16 protein-coding genes are annotated in these 21681 nt (G+C 51.3%); 11 read left to right on the top strand and 5 right to left on the bottom strand.

Going from position 1 to position 21681, the window contains the following annotated elements:
* The 7 genes from MPL1_RS11335 to MPL1_RS11305 form a co-directional block, all read left to right on the top strand.
* Positions 1-267 (top strand): sigma-70 family RNA polymerase sigma factor (locus MPL1_RS11335; RefSeq protein ID WP_009727275.1); only part of this gene is annotated, 267 nt, incomplete at its 5' end.
* A complete protein-coding gene (locus MPL1_RS11330; protein ID WP_009727274.1) occupies positions 267-1223 on the top strand; it encodes a FecR domain-containing protein in 957 nt (318 codons plus the stop codon). The genes MPL1_RS11335 and MPL1_RS11330, both read left to right, overlap by 1 nt.
* Before the next feature lie 78 nt (positions 1224-1301).
* Positions 1302-3737: a TonB-dependent siderophore receptor gene (locus tag MPL1_RS11325; protein ID WP_235045580.1), complete on the top strand. Its 2436-nt coding sequence runs from the start codon at positions 1302-1304 to the stop codon at positions 3735-3737.
* Between the two features lie 100 nt (positions 3738-3837).
* Positions 3838-6294: a ferric-rhodotorulic acid/ferric-coprogen receptor FhuE gene (fhuE, locus tag MPL1_RS11320; RefSeq protein WP_009727272.1), complete on the top strand. Its 2457-nt coding sequence runs from the start codon at positions 3838-3840 to the stop codon at positions 6292-6294.
* 112 nt (positions 6295-6406) lie between these two features.
* The gene (locus MPL1_RS11315; RefSeq protein WP_009727271.1) at positions 6407-6691 is read left to right on the top strand and encodes a DUF3649 domain-containing protein; all 285 of its coding nucleotides are present in this window, start codon (positions 6407-6409) and stop codon (positions 6689-6691) included.
* The gene (locus MPL1_RS11310) at positions 6691-8328 is read left to right on the top strand and encodes a PepSY-associated TM helix domain-containing protein (protein ID WP_009727270.1); all 1638 of its coding nucleotides are present in this window, start codon (positions 6691-6693) and stop codon (positions 8326-8328) included. Before MPL1_RS11315 ends, MPL1_RS11310 begins: the two co-directional genes overlap by 1 nt.
* Positions 8328-8687, top strand: a complete 360-nt coding sequence (locus tag MPL1_RS11305; RefSeq protein WP_009727269.1) for a DUF3325 domain-containing protein — start codon at positions 8328-8330, stop codon at positions 8685-8687. Before MPL1_RS11310 ends, MPL1_RS11305 begins: the two co-directional genes overlap by 1 nt.
* A gap of 11 nt (positions 8688-8698) precedes the next feature.
* Here MPL1_RS11305 and MPL1_RS11300 read toward each other — a convergent pair whose 3' ends face one another.
* The 4 genes from MPL1_RS11300 to argH all read right to left on the bottom strand — a co-directional run bounded on the left by MPL1_RS11300 (position 8699) and on the right by argH (position 16535).
* Positions 8699-9421, bottom strand: coding sequence for a GntR family transcriptional regulator (locus MPL1_RS11300; protein ID WP_009727268.1), 723 nt, complete (start codon positions 9419-9421; stop codon positions 8699-8701).
* Positions 9422-9432: 11 nt separating this feature from the next.
* The gene (gene uca / locus MPL1_RS11295; RefSeq protein ID WP_009727267.1) at positions 9433-13071 is read right to left on the bottom strand and encodes an urea carboxylase; all 3639 of its coding nucleotides are present in this window, start codon (positions 13069-13071) and stop codon (positions 9433-9435) included.
* A 12-nt stretch (positions 13072-13083) separates the two neighbouring features.
* Positions 13084-14907, bottom strand: coding sequence for an allophanate hydrolase (gene atzF, locus MPL1_RS11290; RefSeq protein ID WP_009727266.1), 1824 nt, complete (start codon positions 14905-14907; stop codon positions 13084-13086).
* A 242-nt stretch (positions 14908-15149) separates the two neighbouring features.
* Positions 15150-16535, bottom strand: coding sequence for an argininosuccinate lyase (argH, locus tag MPL1_RS11285; protein ID WP_040577135.1), 1386 nt, complete (start codon positions 16533-16535; stop codon positions 15150-15152).
* Between the two features lie 128 nt (positions 16536-16663).
* On the opposite strand from argH, the gene hemC reads away from it, so the two are divergent.
* From hemC to MPL1_RS11265, 4 genes are read left to right on the top strand one after another with little or no spacing between them, the layout of a single operon-like run.
* Positions 16664-17593: a hydroxymethylbilane synthase gene (gene hemC / locus MPL1_RS11280; RefSeq protein ID WP_009727264.1), complete on the top strand. Its 930-nt coding sequence runs from the start codon at positions 16664-16666 to the stop codon at positions 17591-17593.
* Positions 17580-18350 (top strand): uroporphyrinogen-III synthase, encoded by a 771-nt coding sequence (locus MPL1_RS11275; protein WP_009727263.1) that lies wholly within the window; start codon positions 17580-17582, stop codon positions 18348-18350. The genes hemC and MPL1_RS11275 overlap by 14 nt, the downstream gene beginning before the upstream one ends.
* A complete protein-coding gene (locus MPL1_RS11270; RefSeq protein ID WP_009727262.1) occupies positions 18328-19368 on the top strand; it encodes a uroporphyrinogen-III C-methyltransferase in 1041 nt (346 codons plus the stop codon). The genes MPL1_RS11275 and MPL1_RS11270 overlap by 23 nt, the downstream gene beginning before the upstream one ends.
* Positions 19365-20597 (top strand): heme biosynthesis HemY N-terminal domain-containing protein, encoded by a 1233-nt coding sequence (locus MPL1_RS11265; protein ID WP_009727261.1) that lies wholly within the window; start codon positions 19365-19367, stop codon positions 20595-20597. The genes MPL1_RS11270 and MPL1_RS11265 overlap by 4 nt, the downstream gene beginning before the upstream one ends.
* On the opposite strand, the gene dnaN is transcribed toward MPL1_RS11265, so the two are convergent.
* Positions 20567-21681 (bottom strand): DNA polymerase III subunit beta (dnaN, locus tag MPL1_RS11260; RefSeq protein ID WP_009727260.1); only part of this gene is annotated, 1115 nt, incomplete at its 5' end. The genes MPL1_RS11265 and dnaN overlap by 31 nt on opposite strands.

The following is a 21681-nucleotide window of genomic DNA, read 5'->3' as shown; positions in this document are numbered from 1 at the left end:
TCAGTCGAGCAAGCCTATTGGGAGGTGCTTAATTCACTGCCTGAGCAGGTGGCGATCTCGGAAGAAGACAGGCACCTTGTTTTGGAGACCCTGGACCAAATCGATCAAATTCTCGACAGCTTGCCCGGAAGAATTCGTCAGGTTTTTATTATGTCCCAGATCGATGGGCTTCCTTACAAGACGATTGCCGAACAATTGTCAGTGTCTGAACGAACGATTAAAAGAGACATGCAACAAGCCTTTGCTCATTGTTTGAGCCTGATGTAATGGCACGCCTGCCTGCCGATTCAGAGCTGTCACCCCATATCAATGCTGCGGCGCGTTGGCTGGTGATACATCAGTCAGGTCAACTTACCGAGCGGCAACAAGCACAGTTCAGCCGTTGGCTGGCTGAAGATCATAAAAACCGTACTGCCTGGGATAACGCGCAGCGATTGGCGGGCATGTTCCATAATGTGCCTGTTGAATTAAGCCGCAATGTCTTGGGTCGAAAACAAAAATCAAAGCGCACATTCATCAAGGCGCTGGCGGGTCTCGTAGTGGTTCCAACAGCGGGTTATTGGTGGCTGAACAGCGGCCAGCAAACCGCTGCTTATCCAAGCATTGCCACGGTGCATGGCGAGCAACGCGAACTGCTCTTAAGCGATGGTTCTCGTCTGAAACTCAATACCAACAGTGAAGTTGCCATTGATTACTCTGAGCAGCAACGCAGGTTGCTATTAGTACGTGGTGAGATCATGGTGGAAACGGCTCCAGACGCGCTATACCGAGAGTTCTGGGTTTCAAGCAAACATGGCAGTGTTATGGCGCTGGGTACACGTTTCACCGTTTCCCAGACCGATCATGAAACCCGGATCGCCGTACTGGAACATGCGGTTCGCATTCACCCGGAACGGCATCACGAATACCTTGAACTGGGAGCCGGTGATACGGTGTCTTTTTCTGAACACAGCCTTGGCCAACCAGAAACAAATGCGCTGGCTGCCAGTGCCTGGACTCGTGGTCAGATTGTGGTGGAAGACCAGCGCCTTGATGAGTTTGTCAGCGAACTCGAGCGATATTACCGGGGTGTTATCCGGCTTGATCCTGTTTCAGCACAACTGCGTATCTCTGGTGTTTACCAGCTCAATAATATCGAAGCTATTTTTGATACCCTCCAGCAAACCTTGCCAGTTCAGGTGGATCGGCCACGTGCTGGCTGGGTCATGATCTCCCGTCGATAGATCAAAATGACCCCATTTCAGGATTGACTTCGGCTATGGATGCAAATGTTTCTTATTTGCAACCAGAAGGATTCTGAAATGTCACAACCCCCGTCCAATAAAAATCGTCTCAATCAGTTGATAAGGGCTGCCGTGCTCGGCAGTTCAGCGTTCAGCCTTGTGATCATGCCAACGCAGGCGATAATCGCTGAGACCCTTGCTGAACAACAGGTCATTGTTTTTGATGTTCCGGCTGGCTCTCTGACGCAATCGCTGAATCAAATCGCACTGATCGCTGGCGTCAATTTATCCTGGTCACCCGACCTGACACGTGCTCACTCAGCCGCTGCGATATCCGGCCGATACACGGTTGAAGAGGCGCTTGAATTAGTGCTGCGAGAAACAGATTTGCTGGTGCAAACTACAGGGTCGGGATATACCTTGGTCACACGTTCAAATGCTGTTCAGGATGTTGCTACACCGGCTGAACAAACAGAGCAGAGCCTGTCTTTGGGCCGAATGGAAGTCAGCTCAATGGGACTGGGTGCCATGACCGAAGGCACCGGCTCATACACAACAGGCAGGGTCAACTCGTCAACACGTCTGGGCTTGTCTTTGCGAGAGACGCCACAAACCATTACCGTCATCACCAGCCAGCAGATTAAGGATTTTGGCTATGACACGATGGATGACGTACTTAAGGCAACCAGCGGCACCTATGTATACAACCGTGGCGCGAACGGCGGCGCTTATTTTTCACGTGGCTTTGCCATGCAGAGCCAATATGATGGTATTGCCAATCCCTGGGGCATCAGTGAACAAAATCGAAATCCTTCTCCTGACAGTGCCATTCTTGATCATGTTGAGGTGGTGCAAGGCGCTTCGGGACTGTTAACCGGTGCTGGCGATCCCGGTGGCACTGTCAACATGGTCAGAAAGATGCCAACGTCTACCCCTCAGGCGGCGTTTGAAGTTTCATTGGGCTCCTGGAATTATCGTCGGGCGATGGCCGATGTATCTGGCCCCTTGATAGAGTCTGGCCGTATTCGTGGCCGGGCAGTGGCCGCGGTTCAGAGAGAAAAATCTTTTGTTGATCACGAATTCAGTAATCGTCGGGTGTTTTATGGTGTGCTGGAAACCGATCTGACCGACACCACGCTGGTGTCTGCCAACGTGCAGATTCAGCATAATCGTTACAACGATGATTTTGGTGTGCAGCTGGGACCGTCTGGTGAAGATTTGGGATTTGGCCGATCATCATTCTTTGGCGCCGATTGGGGGCGTTTGGAAAAAGAAAATCGATTGTACACCGTGAGGCTGGATCAGCAGTTACCTCATGATTGGCAGTTGCGTGCCGCTTTTAATCGTAGTGAAACCGACGTGAACAATAAAATGGCTTTCCCGATGGGCAGTGTTGATGTCGACACTGGGTCAGGAATGACGATTCGGCGTAACCGTCTGCAACGGGAATTCTTCTCCAATGCCTTTGATGTTTATGCTTCGGGTCCGCTAATGCTGCTTGGCCGGGAGCATGAACTAGTGCTGGGTGGCAACAGTGCGATTCAGACAGATCGCAGTCGAAACAACTTCAGCAATGTGCCAATTGATAATTTGTATCAGTTTGATCCACGGGCGGTGCCATATCTGGATGATGATACTTTGACAGAGTGGCCGAGCTTTAGCAGAACCCGTCAGCGAGGCGTTTATTCAGCAGCACGTATCAATATTGCCGACCCACTGAAATTGATTGTCGGAGGACGACTCAGCTGGTTTGAAAGTGGTACCGCCAGAGAAAACCGGGTCTGGTCGCCCTATGCAGGTCTTATTTACGACTTGAACGACTGGGCATCAGCCTATGCCAGTTACTCAGATATTTTTAATCCACAAAGTAATAAAAATGCCAGTGGTAACAACCTTGACCCGGTTGTCGGTAAAAACTATGAAGTCGGCCTTAAAGGTGAGTTTTTTGAAGGTCGATTGAATACCGGTCTGGCACTGTTCCGACTTGAGCAGACCAACTTGGCCAGACTAGATGAATCCGTGCCATTTGATCAGAACAATGCGTGTGAAGGCTGGTGCTACACCGCCTCAGATAAAGTGCTGAGCCGTGGTGTTGACTTCAGCGTTGCCGGAGCAGTCACAGAAGACTGGCAGATGATGGCTGGTTACAGCTATGTTCACAGCAAATACGCTTCTGGTGATCAGTCTGGAGATGCCTACAACACCTACATGCCGCAACATATTTTCAGAATGTCGACGATATATCAGATCCCGGCAAGCCAATGGAGTGTGGGCGGCGATGTGCAGTATCACAGTCGCATTTATCAAAAAACAGACGCGTACCATATTCGGCAGGGCGGCGTGGGTCTGGTCGGTTTACTGGCAAAATATCAGCTCACCGAACAATCTGAAATCAAGCTGTCGGTGCAAAACCTGTTTGACCGAAAATATTTCGAGAGCATCAGCTCGCCAAATTATTTCAACAGCTATGGCGCGCCACGCAGTGCATACATCACATACCAACTGAACATATAGCGCCGCCACACTGAAGTTCAAAAAATTTGTCCCATTCCCTGAAGGTCTTCGGCTTGGATGTAAATGATTATTATTTACACCTAGGCCGGAGGCTTTTTTTGTGAAAAACAGCAGCAAACGATTCAAACAAAAGATCAGCAACAGCTTGAATGTGGCAACGATGGTGATGGGCCTGTCGATAAGCTCGGCCATCTCACTGCCTGTCTGGGCGTCAGATGCTGTGCATCAGTTTGAGATATCGGCGGGGCCTTTATCGCAGACATTGCATCAATTGGCGCTGACTTCTGGTATTACCTTGGCCTTTGAGCCTGAGCAGGTAGCAGGCAAAACAGCAGCAGCCCTTCAAGGTTCATTCACGCCAGAAGCTGCATTAGAGACGGTTTTGCGTGGTAGCGGTCTGCAAGTCAGGTCGGTTGCGGGTGGTTATACATTGGTGCCGGAAGGGGCAGCGGCAGATGTGGTTGAGCCAGATCCGGACACGCCAGCGGACAAAATTCTTAAGTTAGTACCCTTGGCTGTGGATTCCACAGCCTTGCCCAGTACAACCGAAGGCACCAACTCCTACACCACAGGTTCAATGAATACTGCTACAAGATTAGGTTTATCGATTCGGGAGACACCCCAGTCAGTATCCGTCATTACCCGGCAGATGATTGATGATATGCAATTGGAATCGCTGACCGATGTGGTGAATACCGTGACCGGTGTTACATCAACAGCTTTGGACAGTTCGAGAAACAGTTTTTCGGCTCGCGGCTTTGATATAAGCAGTTATCAGGTTGATGGAGTGCCAACGAGCTGGCAAGGAGGTTATGAGTCTGGTCAATCGCAAATTGATACCTTGCTATACGATCGCGTTGAGGTGGTTCGTGGTGCCAGCGGTTTGATAGCCGGTGCGGGAAATCCCTCAGCGGCAATAAATCTTGTTCGTAAAAGAGCAGATAGCAAGGAATTTATAGGACATGCCTCGATCAGTGCCGGTAGCTGGGATCGCTATCAGGGAACCGTGGATGTATCGACACCACTTAACGAAGCTGGCTCGGTGCGAGGTCGACTTGTAGGTAGCTATTTGGATGAGCGCTCCTTTGTGGATGCTGCGGAAAATGAGAAAACTCTGTTTTATGGCACTTTAGCGGCTGATCTTACGGACAGCACATTGCTAAATGTGGGGATCAGCTATCAGGATAATGATCCAAGAGGCACTACTTGGGGCGGACTACCGGCATGGTTCAGCGATGGCACGAGAACTAATTGGAGCCGGTCAAAAACCACGGCGCCTGATTGGGCCACATGGGCATCAGACAATACAAATTACTTTGCCAATATCGAACATGTGTTTGATTCCGGTGCAAGAGTTTACGCGGCATACAGCAAAAGCATTCAAAACGCAGATTTACGATTACTTTATCCCCTTGGGTTACCAGATATAAATACCGGTGAAGGGATGGGGCCATTGCTTGCATGGTATGACTATAAAAGGGAACAGGACACTATCGATATCTATGGTTCAGTGCCTTTTAGTTTTGCGGGACAGAATCATGAAGTCACCCTTGGTTTTATGCACAGCAAACAGGATTTTGTTGCGGATACGCGTGGTGCATTGAACCCCGCCGCTATAGGAAATTTTTACGATTGGAACCCCTCTGCATATCCAAAGCCGCAATGGGGTGAAAAATCACTCAACAGAAAGGAAAAAACCAAACAGGTTGGTGGCTATGCAGTTGCAAGATTGTCGCTGGCAGATTCACTGAAGCTAATTATTGGTAGCAGAGTCACAAATTGGGAGACTGACATTGAGTACGGTGATGGCTCTGGGGACCGAATCAATCATCATCAAGTGGTGACACCTTATGCCGGTTTGATCTATGACATTAATGATGTCTATTCAGCCTATGTCAGTTATACCGATATTTTTAATCCACAAAATGCACGAGATATCAGTGGTAAATATCTGGATCCGATCGAGGGTAAAAACTATGAGGCAGGCCTCAAAGCGGAATATCTGCAAGGTCGATTGAATGCCACGTTCTCAGTTTTTCGGATTGAGCAGGATAATCTGGCCCAGGCCGACGGCAATAATTTTGTAACAGGCACTAATGAGCAGGCCTATACAGCGGCTGAGGGCGCGACAAGCAAAGGTTTTGAAGTCGAAGTGTCAGGAGCCATTACCAATAATTGGAATATGCTGGTTGGCTGGTCTCAATTTCGGGTGGAAGATGCTGACGGTACTGCTGTCAACACGGATCATCCCCGCCGAACAGCGACTTTATTTACCACATACCAGTTGGATCAGCTGACGCTTGGTGGTGGGGTGAACTGGGAAAGCTCAAACTACACAATGGCGACGAACCCACTAGGACAGGCAGAAAAGCTAAAACAGGATGGTTATGCGCTTGTGAGATTGATGGCTAGATATCAAGTAACGCCAGCGCTTAGTGCGCAGTTAAATATCAATAATCTGTTTGATAAGAAGTATTACACCAATATTGGCGCATTCAGTCAGCTGGCCTACGGCGCGCCACGCAATGCCAATTTGACGCTGCGTTATGACTTCTAGCTGATAATTTCTGTCCCCTTCAAGCCGGATATCCGGCTTTGTTGTTAAAGCGAACATCTCAATGCTGGCGGCCTCGTGCCGTCAGCTGTTTTTTTCAGACGGAATTTGTTAAATGCATATGACTTTGCCTTATCCGGCAAGAATTGCCTTGCTGATCCTGGCGGCAATCATCGGTGGCTATGTTTTTACCTCGGCGGCGATGATTTTTTTCTCTGCCATCTTGCCCATGTCCAGAACTGGTGTGCTGGTGATGACAGCATTACTGAGCTTTGTGGTTTATTGCGCGGCCATTATTTGGGTTTTTGCGGTGCGTGATGTGGGGCGCGCCTGGCTTGGCTTGTTGTTACCATCAATTCCCATGCTGGTGATTGGCATTTGGTTGACGGAGACGGTTTGATGGAAAAAGTGCTTGAACAGGGTAATTTCCGCCAATCCATGTCCTGGCTGCATACCTGGGGTGGTTTGGTTGCGGGCTGGGTGTTGTTTTGTATTTTTCTGACCGGTGCGATTGGCGTCTTTGATGATGATATTACCCACTGGATGAACCCGGAACAAAAACAAACAGCGGTGGTGGATCCTGCGAGCCTGACGCAGTCTGAACGGGCCGCCATGGTTGAAATGGGCCAGAGATATTTGCAGGAAGTCATGCCGGAAGGTCATTTTTGGGCCATTGGCCTGCCCAGTGAGGATCACCCTGTGATCCGGCTGTTTTGGCAGGATATGCAGGAAAATCCAGGTGCCCAGCTACTTGATCCGCTCAAGGGCGAACCTTTGCCGGCAGAGCAGAACCGGCAGACGGAAGGGGGGCACCATTTCGTCCATATGCATTTTGAGTTGCATGCCGGGCAGGCGGGTATTTGGCTGGTTGGTTTTTTCACCATGATCATGCTGGTGGCGTTGGTCAGCGGCATTATTATTCACCGACGAATTTTCAAAGATTTCTTTACCTTGCGTTTCAGCAAAGGTCAGCGTAGCTGGTTGGATGCACATAATGTGTCTTCGGTCATTACGCTGCCTTTTCAGTTGATGATTGCCTACACCGGACTGGCCGTGTTTGTTGCGGTTTACATGCCCGCGGCGATGTATGTGAATTATCAAAACCCTGAGGACTTTTTCTCGGAGTTGTTTGAGGAACCGCCGCATCAGGCAGAAACAGGCATCAAGGCCGAGGTGGTTTCCTTGACGAATATCCTGTTGCAAGGTGAACAGTTACTGGGCCGGCCCGCAAGTTTTGTCACGGTGGAGCACCCCGGAGATAGCAGCGCCAGAGCGCGGGTCTTTGGGCTGTTTGACCCAGATGAAGCCTTTGGCAAGCTGGTATCTCAAGGTTCTGGTCGGGCTATGTTTAATGCGACTAACGGCCAGCTGATGCATCATCGGATGCCCGGTCAAGTCATTGATAACCCTGCCTATTCGGCACAGCAAATCATGCGTCGCCTGCATTTTGCTAATTACGGTGGTTACACCGTGCGATGGCTGTACTTTTTGTTGGGCCTGGCCGGAGCGGTGATGATCGCCAGTGGTTCGATCCTGTTTATGGTCAAACGTCGTCAAAAATCATTAAATGAGTTTGGCCGACAAACCGCCCGCGTCTATCGTGGAATTGAAGCACTCAATATTGCCGCAATCACCGGCCTTGCTATCGCCTGTATTGGTTTTTTCTGGATCAATCGCCTACTGCCACTGGATGTGGATATACGGGCCGTGCGAGAAATTCAGCTGTTTTTCCTGCTTTGGTTTGGCACTTTTTTGCATGCTGTTCTGCGCCCGGCCTTATCGGCCTGGCGTGAACAGTTATTGCTGTTTGCCAGTTTGTGCCTGTTACTACCGATACTGAACTGGATAACCACCGGCGATCAGCTGATTTCATACATCGTAAATAGTGATTGGCGTGCTGCCGGTGTTGAACTGGCGGCATTGTTGTTAGGTCTGCTGGCCTTGTATTCAGTTCGACATTTACGTCAAAGACAAGCTCGACAACAAGCTGACTGTCCCACACGGGCGACTATTCAGGCGCAGCGGGGGATAAGCTGATGCCGGTATTCATGGTGATGTTGTCAGGTTTGTTAATTCATTATCTGGCGATGGGCTTGTTGAGCCTGGCAATGCCAAAACATTTTGCTCAGTTGAATCTGGATCCGCTGGTTGTTTCCGAGCAACGCTTACTCAGAGCATCCGGCTGGGTGCTGTTGTTGGCAGGGTTTTATCCGATCATCCAGTTATGGGGCGCGGCCACTGGCACTGTATTTGGTTTGGGTTTGCTCTCACTGGCAGGCTTGTTATGGATCGTTTTATTCAGCCTGCGACCATTGATCGCTATGGTTTCACTGGCTGTTGCCGCTTGTTTGGGGCTGGCGCTGGTGTTGATTGATCTGTTTGCGATCGGTGTTTAGCGGCGCTGCGGTCAGGTTTGATTAATCGGCGCCAGGTTTCCAGCTCTGGCACTGTGCAACATATGCAAGGTGATTTTACGAACTTCAGCCTTGCTGGCTTCAATATGCGTTTTCAGCAGTAATTGCGCCTGATCGCTATGCCGTTTGATGATTTGCCGCAAAATTTCGGCATGTTCTTCGTAGGTGGCGGCGATTCGATAGCTTTTAGTGAAATCCAGGTGACGAATAATGCGAATTTTTTCCGTCACGTTTTTATGAATTTCCGCCATTTCGGCATTGCCTGTCGCTTCCACCAGCATCATGTGGAAGCGTTCATCCAGCACGGACAAGGTTGGCCCGTCAGTCAGACGCTGTTCGGGTGATACCCACCAGATGCGTTTGAGATCTTCCAGTTGTGATGGCACGCCCTCCTGTTCACACAGGCGTTTGATAGCGGCTGTTTCCAGAATCACCCGGACATCGTAGAGTTCTTCGAAGTACTGAAAATCAAACGGTCTTACCTGCCAGCCACTGCGAAACTGAACCTGAACATAGCCATCACGTTGCAGACGGTACAGTGCTTCACGCACCGGCGTTCGGCTGGCGGCTGTCTGCTCGGCAATTTCCTGTTCGGTAAAGCGATCACCCGGCAACAGCCGAAAGCTGAAGATATCATCCTTGAGCTGTAGATAGATCCGCTCTGCCAGGTTCTCGCCACGCTTTTTGGTGTTTGCTGTTTGCCTGCGCTCCAGCATGTTGAGTGTCCTTAGTGGGGATTAATAACCATCAGGGCTTCACCGGGGTTGACCGGTTTACCCGGCAAACACAGCGTCGTTTGGATAATACCGGACACCGGAGCGGTGATGCAAAACTCCATCTTCATCGCTTCAACAATCAGCAAATCATCGCCTTCGTTGATGACATCGCCCTCACTGACCAACAGTTTCCAGACGTTGCCACTGATATGGGCTTCCACCACATGACCATCGTGTTCGGTTGCCAGTGTTGAGCGGGTGACCGGATTATCTTCCTGTCCTGAGGTATCGGCTTCACTCCACAGGGCGACTTCAGCTTCAAAGGCATGTTGTTGGCGTGCCTTGAACTCGCCGATGCTGTCAGCATTGTGTTCAAGAAACTGTGCATGCTCCTGCCAACTGAAGGTCGTCTCTTCGATATGGACTTTGAGACGGCCATGGCGAAAATCTTCGCGCAGCTGGACTAACTCCTGTTCAGGCACCGGATAAAAACGAACCTGATCAAAAAAGCGCAACAGCCATGGCTCGCCGTTAACAAACTGGGCATTTTCCAGAAACTTGTTCCAGATCGGCAATGTTCGGCCGACCAGCTGATAGCCTCCGGGTGAGTCCATGCCGTAGATGCACATATAAACACCGCCAATGCCAACGGTGCCTTCAGCGGTGTAGGTTCGGGCCGGATTGTATTTCGAGGTGAGTAATCGATGCCGTGGATCAATGGGCACTGCACAAGGTGCACCCAGATAGACATCACCCAGTCCCAGCACCATATAGCTGGCTTCAAAAATAATGTCTCTGACACGTTCCCGATGTTCAAGGCCGTTAATGCGTTGAATGAAGTCGACATTATTTGGCAGCCAGGGCGCTTTGTCCTTGACCGACTGTCGGTAGCGGGAAACGGCATCCAGCGTGGCAGAGTCTTCGAAGGCCATCGGCAAATAAATGACCCGAGAAGCGACTTGCATTTGCTCGGGATCAGCCAGTGCGTGTTCGATGTCGAGTAGTGCTTCAATCAAATCCTGTTGATGTAATTGACGGCTGTCGTAGCGTATCTGCAGAGAGCGCACACCGGGAGACAGTTCTTCAATGCCTTCAATCGGCTGAGCTTTAAGGTGTTCCATCAGGGCATGAATTCGCAGACGGAAGCGTAAATCCAGCACCACCGGGCCATACTCAAGCAAGATGTAGTTATCGCCTGCCTGACGATAAGTCACTTGTGGACGGACACCATGGGCGGCGATTTCTGCCAGAATCGGGCGATGTTGATCCATCTCGTTGGCCGGAATAAATTCCAAGACCGGAAGGGGATTGTCATGCAGATTAGCGATGGCGCTATCTTTACTGAGCTGCAGGTTCAGCGCTTGCTGGAAATCGACTGCTCTGAAGCGAATGCGGTCGCCCGGTTTAAGCTGGCCGACCTTCCACAGCTCAGCCTTGATAATGGTGGCCGGACAGACAAAACCTCCAAGACTCGGACCATCATGAGTCAGAATGACCGGCATATCGCCGGTAAAGTTAATGCTGCCGATGGCATATTCACAGTCATGGATGTTGGAGGGGTGTAAGCCGGCTTCGCCACCATCACTTCTGGCCCAGGTGGGTTTGGGACCATTCAGTCGAATCCCCAACCGGTTCGAGTTGTAGTGCACCTCCCAGTCGGTGCTGAAAAACATCTCAATGGCATCCTGAGTGAAAAAGTCAGGCGCACCATGAGGCCCGTATAAAACAGCAATTTCCCAAGTCACAGGCCCTGTTTCATTGCGATAGACATAGTCGGGAATCAGGCTCACTGGACAATCTGCCGGGGCACTCACGGGGTGTTCGGTGTTGTGGCTGAATTCGGGGCGTCCCAGCGGTAACATGTCGCCAGTTCTGAGTGGACGTCCACCATGTCCGCCAAATTGACCAAGGGCAAAAGTCGAGCGACTCCCCAGATAAACGGGCACATCCAGACCACCACGAATGGCCAGATAAATTCGGCAACCCTGGCTGGCAGTGCCCAGTGACAATTGCTGACCGGCGCTGACCGTGATGGCTTTCCAGAAAGGCACGGCTTCACCATCCAGGGTGGCCGGACTGGGCGCGCCGGTGAGTGCAATCACGGCATCCTGATGAAATTTCAGTGTTGGACCGATAATCGTGCATTCAAGACCGGCGGCAGATTCCGGATTACCAACAATTCGGTTGGCAATTCGAAAGGCATGATCGTCCATCGGCCCGGACGGAGGTACACCAATATCCCAAAAGCCGGTTCGCCCCGGATAGTCTTGTACAGTGGTGTAAGTGCCGGGATTGATAACTTCCAGCGCAAACGGCTCATAGACAAAACTGTTCAGCGCCTGAGTGGATACCTTGCCAGAGGTAAATATTTCATCACCGACCACTTGTCTCAGGTAATCAAGGTTGGTGGCGATACCACTCAGTCGAGTATCAGCCAGTGCCTGCTGCATTTTGGCAATCGCCTGCTCGCGGTTTTCGGCATAGACAATCAGCTTGGCCAACATGGGATCATAAAAAGCGGACACTTCACTCCCGCTCTGGATCCAGCCATCGAGTCGAATATCCTCAGGAAACGATACTTCGGTGAGCGTTCCCGGTGAGGGCTGAAAGTTTTTAGAGGCATCTTCAGCATAGATGCGAACCTCAATCGCGGCCCCTTTGGGCTGAATATTCATCGCACTGAAATCGGGTGATTCGCCGGCGGCGATTTTGACCATCCACTCCACCAGATCCAGTCCGGTGGTCATTTCTGTAATGGGATGTTCGACCTGTAAGCGAGTGTTTACTTCCAGAAAATAGAAGGTCTCGCGAGGGACATCGTAAATAAACTCCAATGTGCCGGCCGATTGGTAATTGACACTTTTGCCCAGTTTTACCGCAGCATCAAATAGCGCCTGACGCATGGAGTCACTGATGCCGGGTGCCGGTGTTTCTTCAACCACTTTTTGATTACGGCGCTGCAAGGAGCAGTCGCGTTCACCCAGGGCGATGACGTTCCCTTGGCCGTCACCAAAGATTTGCACTTCGATATGGCGAGCATGATCAACAAAGCGCTCCAGAAAAATTCCGCTATTGCCAAAGAAACTGTCGGCCTGGCGCTGTACGGATTCAAAGGCATTGATAAGTTCTTGCTCATCCGCGCAGCGGGTCATGCCAATGCCGCCACCGCCAGCGGTACTTTTCAGCATCAGCGGATAACCGATGTCTCTGCCAGCGATAATGGCTTCATCGAGACTTTGCAGTAAGCCAGTGCCGGGAGTCAGTGGCACACCGGCTTTGTCGGCAAGTTCTCTGGAGGTGTGTTTCAGTCCAAAGTCACGAATCTGCTCAGGTGTGGGGCCGATAAATACCACACCGGCTTTGGCGCAGGCCTCGGCAAATTCGGCATTTTCTGACAAAAAGCCATAACCCGGAATCACCGCTTCGGCGCCGGTTTCTTGGGCGATCTGCAGAATTCTGTCGCCTCGCAAATAGCTTTTGGAGGGTTCACTTTCGCCGATATGAAAGGCTTCGTCAGCCAGACTGACATGTGGACTGTTGCGATCGGCATCTGAGTAGACCGCCACACTGCTGATGCCCATTTTTTTCAGCGTGCGGATGATGCGGATGGCTATTTCACCACGGTTGGCAATGAGGATTTTCTTAAACATGGTGCTGTTCCCTTACGATGGAGTTGAACCAGCGTTGGTTAAATAATTTCGCCAGCCACCGAAATGGCTGATATTCGTTGCAGCGCCCACAGCAAAGCCTTCACAAATAAAGCCCTTAATTTCGCTGTCGTCATCAAGGCGCAGGGTGCCGATGCCCAGAGGCGATGGAATCAAACTGACAAAGCTGCCGAATTCACTGATCGGCATTTCCCAGATTTCCAGTGCGATAGCGGTACCGCTGCCTTGCTTGACTCGAACCATGCCGGGTTTGGCCGGTACGCTGTCGGCCAGAGCGTAAAATTGATAATCAGCAGCGCTTTGGCGGTGTTCGACAAAGCGAGCTTTTCGCTCGGTGAGTTGGTAATTGAGGGGCATGCCTTCGAGGTGAGCACCCACTACTGCAAAGCGTATCCAGTCTGCGGGGCAGGGAGGTGTTGCTGCTGGTGTGGCGGGCAGTGATGTACCAAGTGCGCCACGTGACCACGGTTGGAATTTTTGCCAGCGCAGACCGAATTCAGCCAGTGCAAAGTCATGCCAGGTCGGGCCGATTAATGTAAATCCGGCGGGCAGTCCGTCATTTCGCATGCCTCCGGGCAGCGCCAGTGCAGACCAATCAGCAAAATTGACGAAGTTGGTATAACTGCCCAAATGACTGTTGAGCATCAGCGGTGATTGTTGCACCTGTTCGATACGATAGATGGTGGGGGTGGTGGGCACACATAAGGCGTCAACCATGCTCATTAGATGTTGTGCATCACGAAGCAATGATTGCTTGCGATAGCTGGCATTGAAGTAATCAACCGCGGAAAAATTGTCGGCCTGCTCAATAATGTGTCGAACAACCGGGTGAATGGCATCAGGGCGGGTTTGATAGATTTCACTCAATGCCGCACGTCGCTCTGCGACCCAGGGTCCTTCATAGAGCAGTGCGGCCAGTTCATGCAGCGGTTGAAAATCCAGCTTTTTGATCTGCACACCCATTGCGGTGAGTTGCCGCAAGGTGTTTTCAAAGGCTTGTTCTGCCTCGCTATCGCCATACCAGTTAATGGCTTCTGGGATACCGAAAACCGGTTTTTTGGGCAATGTGCGTGGTGCCTGGCTATCGAACTCTCTGGAAAAGGGATCATTGCTGTCATGCTGTAAACACAGCTCAAATACCTTCTGAGCATCTTCAACATTAAGGGCAAATACTGAAATGCAGTCCAGCGTCCGGCAGGCGGGTATTAAACCGGCACTGCTTAAGGCGCCTCGACTGGGTTTGAGGCCGACGATGTTGTTAAAGCCTGCCGGGACGCGACCACTACCCGCAGTGTCGGTGCCCAGTGCAAATGCAACCAGACCTCGCGCGACCACCGAGGCTGAGCCCGAGCTGGATCCTCCCGAGATGTAGTCAGCATCAAAGCTGTTGGGCACGACACCATAAGGGGAGCGTGTGCCGACCAAGCCTGTGGCAAATTGGTCCAGGTTGGTTTTACCCATCACAATGGCGCCTGCTTGTCTGAGCAGTTTGACTACGCTTGCATCTTGTTCAGGTAGATAACTGAATTCCGGGCAGGCCGCGGTTGTCGGCAGGCCAACGGCATCAATGTTGTCTTTGATGGCAAAGGGCACCCCATATAAGGGGAATTGGCTGAAATCTTCACCAGATTCTTTGAAACGAATTGCCAAAGCATCAAGCTGGACATCGAGTTGTTGGGCGTTGACCAGCGAGATCCAGGCGGGGTCGTCCGGGGAGCAGCAGGACAATAGTTCGTTAAGCGCCTGCTTTGGCGATAAGGTGCCTTGCTGATAGGCATTGAGCCATTCATCGATGGTCAGTCCGAGAAGCTTTTGCATGACAGGTGTCCTTGGTACACATTCTTGTATTCAAGATGGTGTAAAGCAAGGCACATGCCATAAAGCCTGTAAACAAAATGACGATTTTTAATTTATTAAAATCAGTAGGTTAGTGTTTTGTGTGTGAAGCATGGACGCCCGGAGAGGGCGTCCATTTTGCACCAGTGCAGTGCTTGCCGTTTAGCTTTGGTGCATCTTGCTTGAATGAATGGCTTGTCTGCTAACCGAATGGGGCAGGGAGCTTAGCCAAGTTGTTGGCGAGCGAAACTTATCGCCTCACGAACCTGTGCCGGTGCTGTGCCACCCAAATGGTTGCGGGCGGCGACAGAGCCTTCCAGTGTTAACACAGCAAAGACATCTTCGTTAATCTGATCCGAAAACTGACGCAGTTCTTCCAGGCTGAGTTCTGACAGATCCTTGTTTTGACGAATGCCATAAGCAACCGATAACCCGACCACTTCATGGGCATCACGAAATGGCAGGCCCTTGCGAACCAGATAATCAGCCAGATCGGTGGCGGTGGCATAGCCTTTGAGTGCGGCTTGGCGCATATTGTTTTTCTTGACCTTGATAACGCCCATCATGTCAGCATACACACGCAGTGAACCCAGCAAGGTGTCGATGGTATCGAACAAAGGCTCTTTGTCTTCCTGGTTATCCTTGTTGTAGGCCAGAGGCTGGTTTTTCATCAGGGTCAGCAGGTTAAACAGATTGCCATAGACGCGGCTGGTTTTGCCTCGCACCAGTTCCGGAACATCGGGGTTTTTCTTCTGCGGCATGATCGATGAGCCGGTACAGAAAGCATCGCCTAGATCGACAAAATCAAACTGTGCCGAAGACCAGATGATCAGCTCTTCGGAAAAACGCGACAGGTGCATCATCAACAGCGCTGCAAAACTGTTGAACTCGATGGCGAAGTCCCGATCACTGACCGCATCCAGCGAGTTGCGACAAATGCGTTCGAAGCCCAGCAGTTCCGCCGTATAGCTGCGGTCAATCGGAAAAGTGGTGCCTGCCAGTGCCGCAGCACCCAGTGGCAGGCTGTTGGTGCGTTTGCTGCAATCATCCAGGCGTTCGATGTCGCGTTGCAGCATTTCAAACCAGGCCATCATATGATGACCAAAAGTGACAGGTTGTGCGGTTTGCAAGTGGGTGAAACCAGGCATGATGGTATCCGCCTCGCGTTCAGCAACGTCCAACAGCGCCAGTTGCAGTCTTCTCAGTTCACTGCGGATCGGCACAATCATGTCGCGTAGATAAAGTCGCACATCCGTGGCCACCTGATCGTTGCGAGAGCGACCAGTATGCAGTTTCTTTCCGACCTCACCGATCAACTGAATCAGCCGCGCTTCGATGTTCATGTGAACATCTTCCTGAGCAATCGACCATTCAAATTCACCGCGCTCGATTTCCTGCATGATTTGTTGCAGGCCACTGATGATTTGCTCGCGCTCTTTTTCTGACAGCACACCCACCTTGGCCAGCATGGTGGCGTGAGCAATCGAGCCCTGAATATCCTGCCGGTACATGCGTTGATCAAACATCACCGAAGCGGTGAATTCTTCAACAAACTTGTCGGTGGGCTGTGTCAGTCGGGCTGAAGACAGTTTTTTATCAGATGTGCTCATGTAGTTGGCCTGTAATGCGGGCGGAAGGAATTGCCGGCAATTATAGCGTGACTGTTCGGTAAGCCCCAGTGAAAATGCTAGAATCAGGCTGTTGTTCCCATCCATGGCTAATTAAAGATTCATCTTTCATGAAAAAAACCGTTCGTATTGCGACCCGTCGAAGTCCACTTGCTTTGTGGCAGGCTGAATTTATTCGAGACTCCTTGCTGGCGCTTCAGCCTGAGTTAAACATCGAGCTGGTGCTTATCAAAACCCAGGGCGACATCATCCTGGACACGCCCCTGGCCAAGGTGGGTGGCAAAGGCTTGTTTGTCAAAGAGCTGGAAGTCAGCATGCTTAACGGTGAGGCAGATATTGCGGTGCATTCAATGAAAGATGTGCCGGTTGAGTTTCCTGAAGGACTGCATTTGCCGGTTATTTGTGAGCGCCATGATCCACATGATGCGTTTGTGTCCAACCACTTTGCTTCGATAGATGATCTACCTCCGGGCGCTAAGGTGGGTACTTCCAGCCTGCGACGCGAGTGTCAGCTTAGACACTACCGGCCTGATTTGCAGATACTGCCGCTGAGAGGCAATGTGAATACTCGGCTTGCCAAGCTGGATGCGGGCCAGTTTGACGCCATTATTCTCGCCAAGGCCGGTCTCGAAAGGCTGGCTTTTCATGACAGAATTCGCAGTGCTCTGACGCCTGAACAAAGCTTGCCAGCGATTGGGCAGGGTGCATTAGGCATCGAAACCCGTATTGAAGATGCGGAAATGAACGCACTGATTGCGCCACTCAATTGCCCGCACACCTCGATTACTGTGCGTGCAGAACGCGCATTGAACCGACGCTTGCAGGGAGGTTGTCAGGTGCCGATTGGCGGCTATGCCATGCTTGAAAATGACCAGCTCTGGTTGCGGGGTCTGGTGGGACGCCCCGATGGTACCCAGATGCTGATGGATGAAATACGCGGTAAAGCAACAGAGGCAGAAAAACTGGGTTTGCAGTTGGGAGAACAATTGCTGGCTGCCGGAGCGGACAGCATTTTGGCAGAGGTTTATGGCGACAGATAATCTGTTTGCAGGTCGCAAGGTGTTGGTTACCCGACCTGAAAGTCAGGCACAGACACTGGCTGCCATGGTTGCTGACAGAGGCGGTGAAGCCATCATTTTTCCGGCGCTGGCCATCGCGTTTATTCCAGCGACACAGTGGCCGCAGATTGATTGGCCGCAGATTGATTGGCTGATTTTTGTCAGCCCCAATGCAGTAGCGGCATTTGTTGCGGGTTATCAACAGCCCTTACCGGCAAATGTCAAATGTGTTGCGGTGGGCGGGGGCACTGTCAAAGCTATGCAGCAACACGGTCTGGCCGTTGATTTGCAGCCGCCGGAGTCCAAAGGAAGTGAAAGCTTGCTGACCGTGGAACAGTTTCAGACGCTGCAAGGTCAACAGATTGTCATTGTTCGGGCACCGGGTGGACGGGAATTATTGGCAGAAACGCTTCGGTTGCGAGGCGCTTCGGTGAGTTATCTCAATGCATACCAGCGCGTGCGACCGCATCCATCAGAGACAGCCTGCCAACAGGCCGCGCAAGTTGATTACCTGACGGCAACCAGTGTCGCCTCTCTGGATAATTTGTGTGCATTGCTGAAACCCTATCTGAGTCACATCAGGGAGCTGCCACTGGTTGTGCTCAGCGATCGAATTCAGCAACATGCTCTATCATCAGGCTTTAAAAAGGTGACAGTGACAACTGATGCCAGTGATAATGCCATCATGCAGCGATTGACAGAAATGGAACAGAATCATGGAAAACGCCAGCAAGACTGAATCAACGCAAGAAGATATCAGGGACGCAGAAATCATCCGTGAGACCTCGGCCAGCTCCAGTGGTAATAAAGGACTGAAGATCTTCATTATTGTGGTGTTACTCCTGCTGTTATTGCATGCGGTCAGTTTTGTTTTTTGGTGGCAGCAAGGCCAGCAAATACGCAATATTGAATCCCAGCTACCGGCGATCGAAACACTCAATGACCGTGCAGAGCGTCTGTCGGATCAACTGGAGAGTCAACAGACGTCAATGCAAGCTCAGCAAAAGCAACTCGACAGTGTTCAGGAACAACTGACAGAGCTGGCGGCGCAACAATCGTTGACCAATGCCGATATTCGGCTGCGTTGGGCTTTGGCTGAAATGGAATATCTGCTCAACATGGCTAATCAACGAGCACTGCTGTCGCAGGATGTTCGCGGAGCGCGGACTGCGCTTGATTTGGTCGACAAGATTCTTGAACAAACTCCCGATTACCGGTTGCTGCCGCTGCGTGAGCTGATTGCCGAAGAAGAATTGGCAATGGCGGCGGTGAGAGAAGTTGATATCGCCGGCATCGCCGTAGAACTGCAAAGTGCCATCGACCGGGTTGAAAAACTGCGTGTTGTCAGTGGTCCACAAGTTATCAGCACATCGGTGCAACTGCTGGATCCTGAGATGGAAAAAACCAGTGATTGGCGTCATGCGGCAACAGAGATTTGGCAACAACTTCGCTCGCTGGTGGTGATTCGTCATCAGCAGGATGGCGAGTCAGCAGTTCTGGTGCCAGAGCAGCGCTACTTTTTGTATCAAAACCTGAAGCTCCAGTTACAGACCGCGCGCTTTGCATTGCTCAGCGGCCAGGCGGATGTATTCAGCGACAGTATCAAAACAGCTCAGCAATGGTTGGAACGTTATTTTGTCGGCGATGAGCGGGATGCGGTTCTGGATTTGCTGACAGAGCTTGAAGCTGAATATCGGGTAGCTGAAATCCCGGATATCTCCGCTTCATTGCGTTGGATCCAGGGATTCAAGCCATGAAAATGCTGTTTATTGTCGCCATTGGTCTGTTAATCGGTGCGCTGTTGATCTGGGCTGCGGATTTTCAGCCGGGCTTTGTATTGCTGCAATATGGAAGCTGGAGTCTGGAAACCTCATTAGTGCTGTTTGGCTTGATCGTGGTGGTGCTGTGGTCAGTGTTTTACGGATTGATGCGTGGCCTCGGCGAACTCAAACAGTTGCCGGCTAATTTGTCGGTCTGGCATAAACACAAACAGCAGACCCGTGCCAGTCGCGCCCTGACTCGTGGACTTATCACGCTGGAAGAAGGCCGTTGGGCTGAGGCCGAGCAAATGCTGGTCAAACATGCCGGTAATAGTGACACACCACTGTTGCATTACCTTGCCGCTGCCAGAGCCGCACAAAAACAAAATGCCTCGGACCGGCGTGATAATTATCTCAAGCTGGCTCACGAAACCACCGAAGGTGCAGATATTGCCGTCGGTGTTGTGCAAGCAGAACTGCAATTGTCCGCCGGACAAAAAGAACAGGCGCTGGCCACACTGCAACACCTGCGCGAGATGGCGCCCAAGCACCCATACGTTTTGCAGTTATTGCAGCAACTGTATCGTGATACCGAACAGTGGCAAGCTGTTCAGACCGTGTTGCCCGATTTACGCAAGCGGCAGGTTCTTGATGCTGAAGCGGCTAAAAATCTGTCAGCGACGGCTTTGGTGGGCCAGTTGCAACAAGCGCTGGAGCGACAGGACTGGAACCGCATGGCACAGGTATGGGCTGAAGTGCCTGGTCGGCTTCGTCAGACAGAAATGTTTTTGGAACCGCATATTCATGGTCTGGTGGCACAGGGTGAACTGGACGAGGCGATTTCACTGATTGAGCAGTTTTTACGCAAAGACTGGAGCGATGCACTGGTCTATCAGTACGGCTTGATCTCGTCGGCAGATATGCTGAGACGATTGGCTATCGCGGAAAAATGGCTGGTCGATCACCCTCACAATCCCTGGTTGTTGTTGACAGTGGGTCGTCTGGCCAGAAGCTGTGAGTTATGGGCCAAGTCCGAGCAATACCTGCGAACCAGTATCGATCACGGACCCAGAGGTGAGACCTATCAGGAGCTTGCCGAAGTATTACGCGCCGAGGGCAACAATGAGGCCGCTGCCGAAGTTTGCAAACAGGGGCTTCAGGTCATGCTTGAGGGCAATACTCAGCCCGTCTCACATCAGAGTCGCATTGGCATCACGACATATTGACGTGTGAACTTTGACTCGAAAGGCGTAATCAGACAGCTACTGTTTTCATCGGTAAATGTCATGCGTACTTTGCTGTCCGGCATCGCATTCAGCAAGTCCAGTAAATAGGCATTGTTGAAGGCAATTTCCAGCGGCTGTGAAGTGTACTCAACCGCAATTTCCTCTTCAGCTGTTTCCTGTTCCTGATTGGTCACCGTGGCTTTGAGTTGATTGTTGTCCAGATTGAGTTTGACGCTGCGGTGCTTGTCATTGGCGAGAATCGAGGCACGTGACAGTGCCTGTTTCAGTTCATCACGCTGAGCAATCACTTCCTTGTCTCCACCTATCGGCAGCACTCTCTCATAGTTGGGAAACTGACCATCGATCAGTTTGGACGTGAAGTGAAGATCCGGCAATTCGACTTTGAGTTGCTGCTGGCTGAAGGAAATGCTCACTTCGTCATCAATATCGGCCAACAGTTTTTCCAGTTCCAGAATTGCTTTGCGCGGCACAATCACAGCACTTTTCTCGGCGACTGCGCTGGCGGTTTCGACACTGCCCAGAGCCAATCGATGTCCATCAGTTGCGACCGCTTTCAGTGTGTTTTGCTCGCGTTCCAATAGCAGGCCGTTCAAGTAGTAACGCACATCCTGACTGGCCATGGCAAAGCTGGTTTCATCAAGTAGCGCCTTGAGCGCGGATTGAGGCAGTTTGATCTGATCCTGATAGTTGGCGCCTTCACTGTCAGGAAAATCAGTGCCGGGCAAGGTGGCTAGCGAGAAACGACTCTTGCCTGCCTTGACCAGTGCTTTATTATCACTAGCGCTGAAGTTGATGGTGGCAGTGCCAGGCAGGGCACGACAAATATCCAGAAACTTGCGTGCCGAAACAGTGGTTGTTCCTTCCTGTTCGACAGCTACCGGCAGTGTTGCAATCATTTCAAGTTCCATGTCGGTACTGGTCATGGACAACTGCTGGCCGTGAGCTCGGAGCAAGATATTGGACAAAATCGGCAAGGTGGCCCGGCGTTCAACAATGCTGCAAACCAACTGTAACGGACGGGCGATGATTCTTGGCTGACGGTGAATTGCATGGATTCGCTCTC

The sequence above is a fragment of the Methylophaga lonarensis MPL genome, assembly GCF_000349205.1.
Lineage (GTDB): Bacteria > Pseudomonadota > Gammaproteobacteria > Nitrosococcales > Methylophagaceae > Methylophaga > Methylophaga lonarensis.
The sequence above is the reverse complement of the archived record's forward strand: the minus strand, read 5'-3'. Positions and strand labels throughout refer to the sequence as shown.

Bases quoted from the DNA above. Each gene is read 5' to 3' on its own strand.
- MPL1_RS11300 (WP_009727268.1), bottom strand. From the start codon at position 9,421: ATGCTGGAGCGCAGGCAAACAGCAAACACCAAAAAGCGTGGCGAGAAC.
- atzF (WP_009727266.1), bottom strand. From the start codon at position 14,907: ATGCAAAAGCTTCTCGGACTGACCATCGATGAATGGCTCAATGCCTAT.
- MPL1_RS11270 (WP_009727262.1), top strand. From the start codon at position 18,328: ATGGAAAACGCCAGCAAGACTGAATCAACGCAAGAAGATATCAGGGAC.
- MPL1_RS11265 (WP_009727261.1), top strand. From the start codon at position 19,365: ATGAAAATGCTGTTTATTGTCGCCATTGGTCTGTTAATCGGTGCGCTG.
- MPL1_RS11305 (WP_009727269.1), top strand. From the start codon at position 8,328: ATGCCGGTATTCATGGTGATGTTGTCAGGTTTGTTAATTCATTATCTG.
- argH (WP_040577135.1), bottom strand. From the start codon at position 16,535: ATGAGCACATCTGATAAAAAACTGTCTTCAGCCCGACTGACACAGCCC.
- MPL1_RS11325 (WP_235045580.1), top strand. From the start codon at position 1,302: ATGTCACAACCCCCGTCCAATAAAAATCGTCTCAATCAGTTGATAAGG.
- MPL1_RS11310 (WP_009727270.1), top strand. From the start codon at position 6,691: ATGGAAAAAGTGCTTGAACAGGGTAATTTCCGCCAATCCATGTCCTGG.
- MPL1_RS11275 (WP_009727263.1), top strand. From the start codon at position 17,580: ATGGCGACAGATAATCTGTTTGCAGGTCGCAAGGTGTTGGTTACCCGA.
- MPL1_RS11330 (WP_009727274.1), top strand. From the start codon at position 267: ATGGCACGCCTGCCTGCCGATTCAGAGCTGTCACCCCATATCAATGCT.
- MPL1_RS11315 (WP_009727271.1), top strand. From the start codon at position 6,407: ATGCATATGACTTTGCCTTATCCGGCAAGAATTGCCTTGCTGATCCTG.
- hemC (WP_009727264.1), top strand. From the start codon at position 16,664: ATGAAAAAAACCGTTCGTATTGCGACCCGTCGAAGTCCACTTGCTTTG.
- uca (WP_009727267.1), bottom strand. From the start codon at position 13,071: ATGTTTAAGAAAATCCTCATTGCCAACCGTGGTGAAATAGCCATCCGC.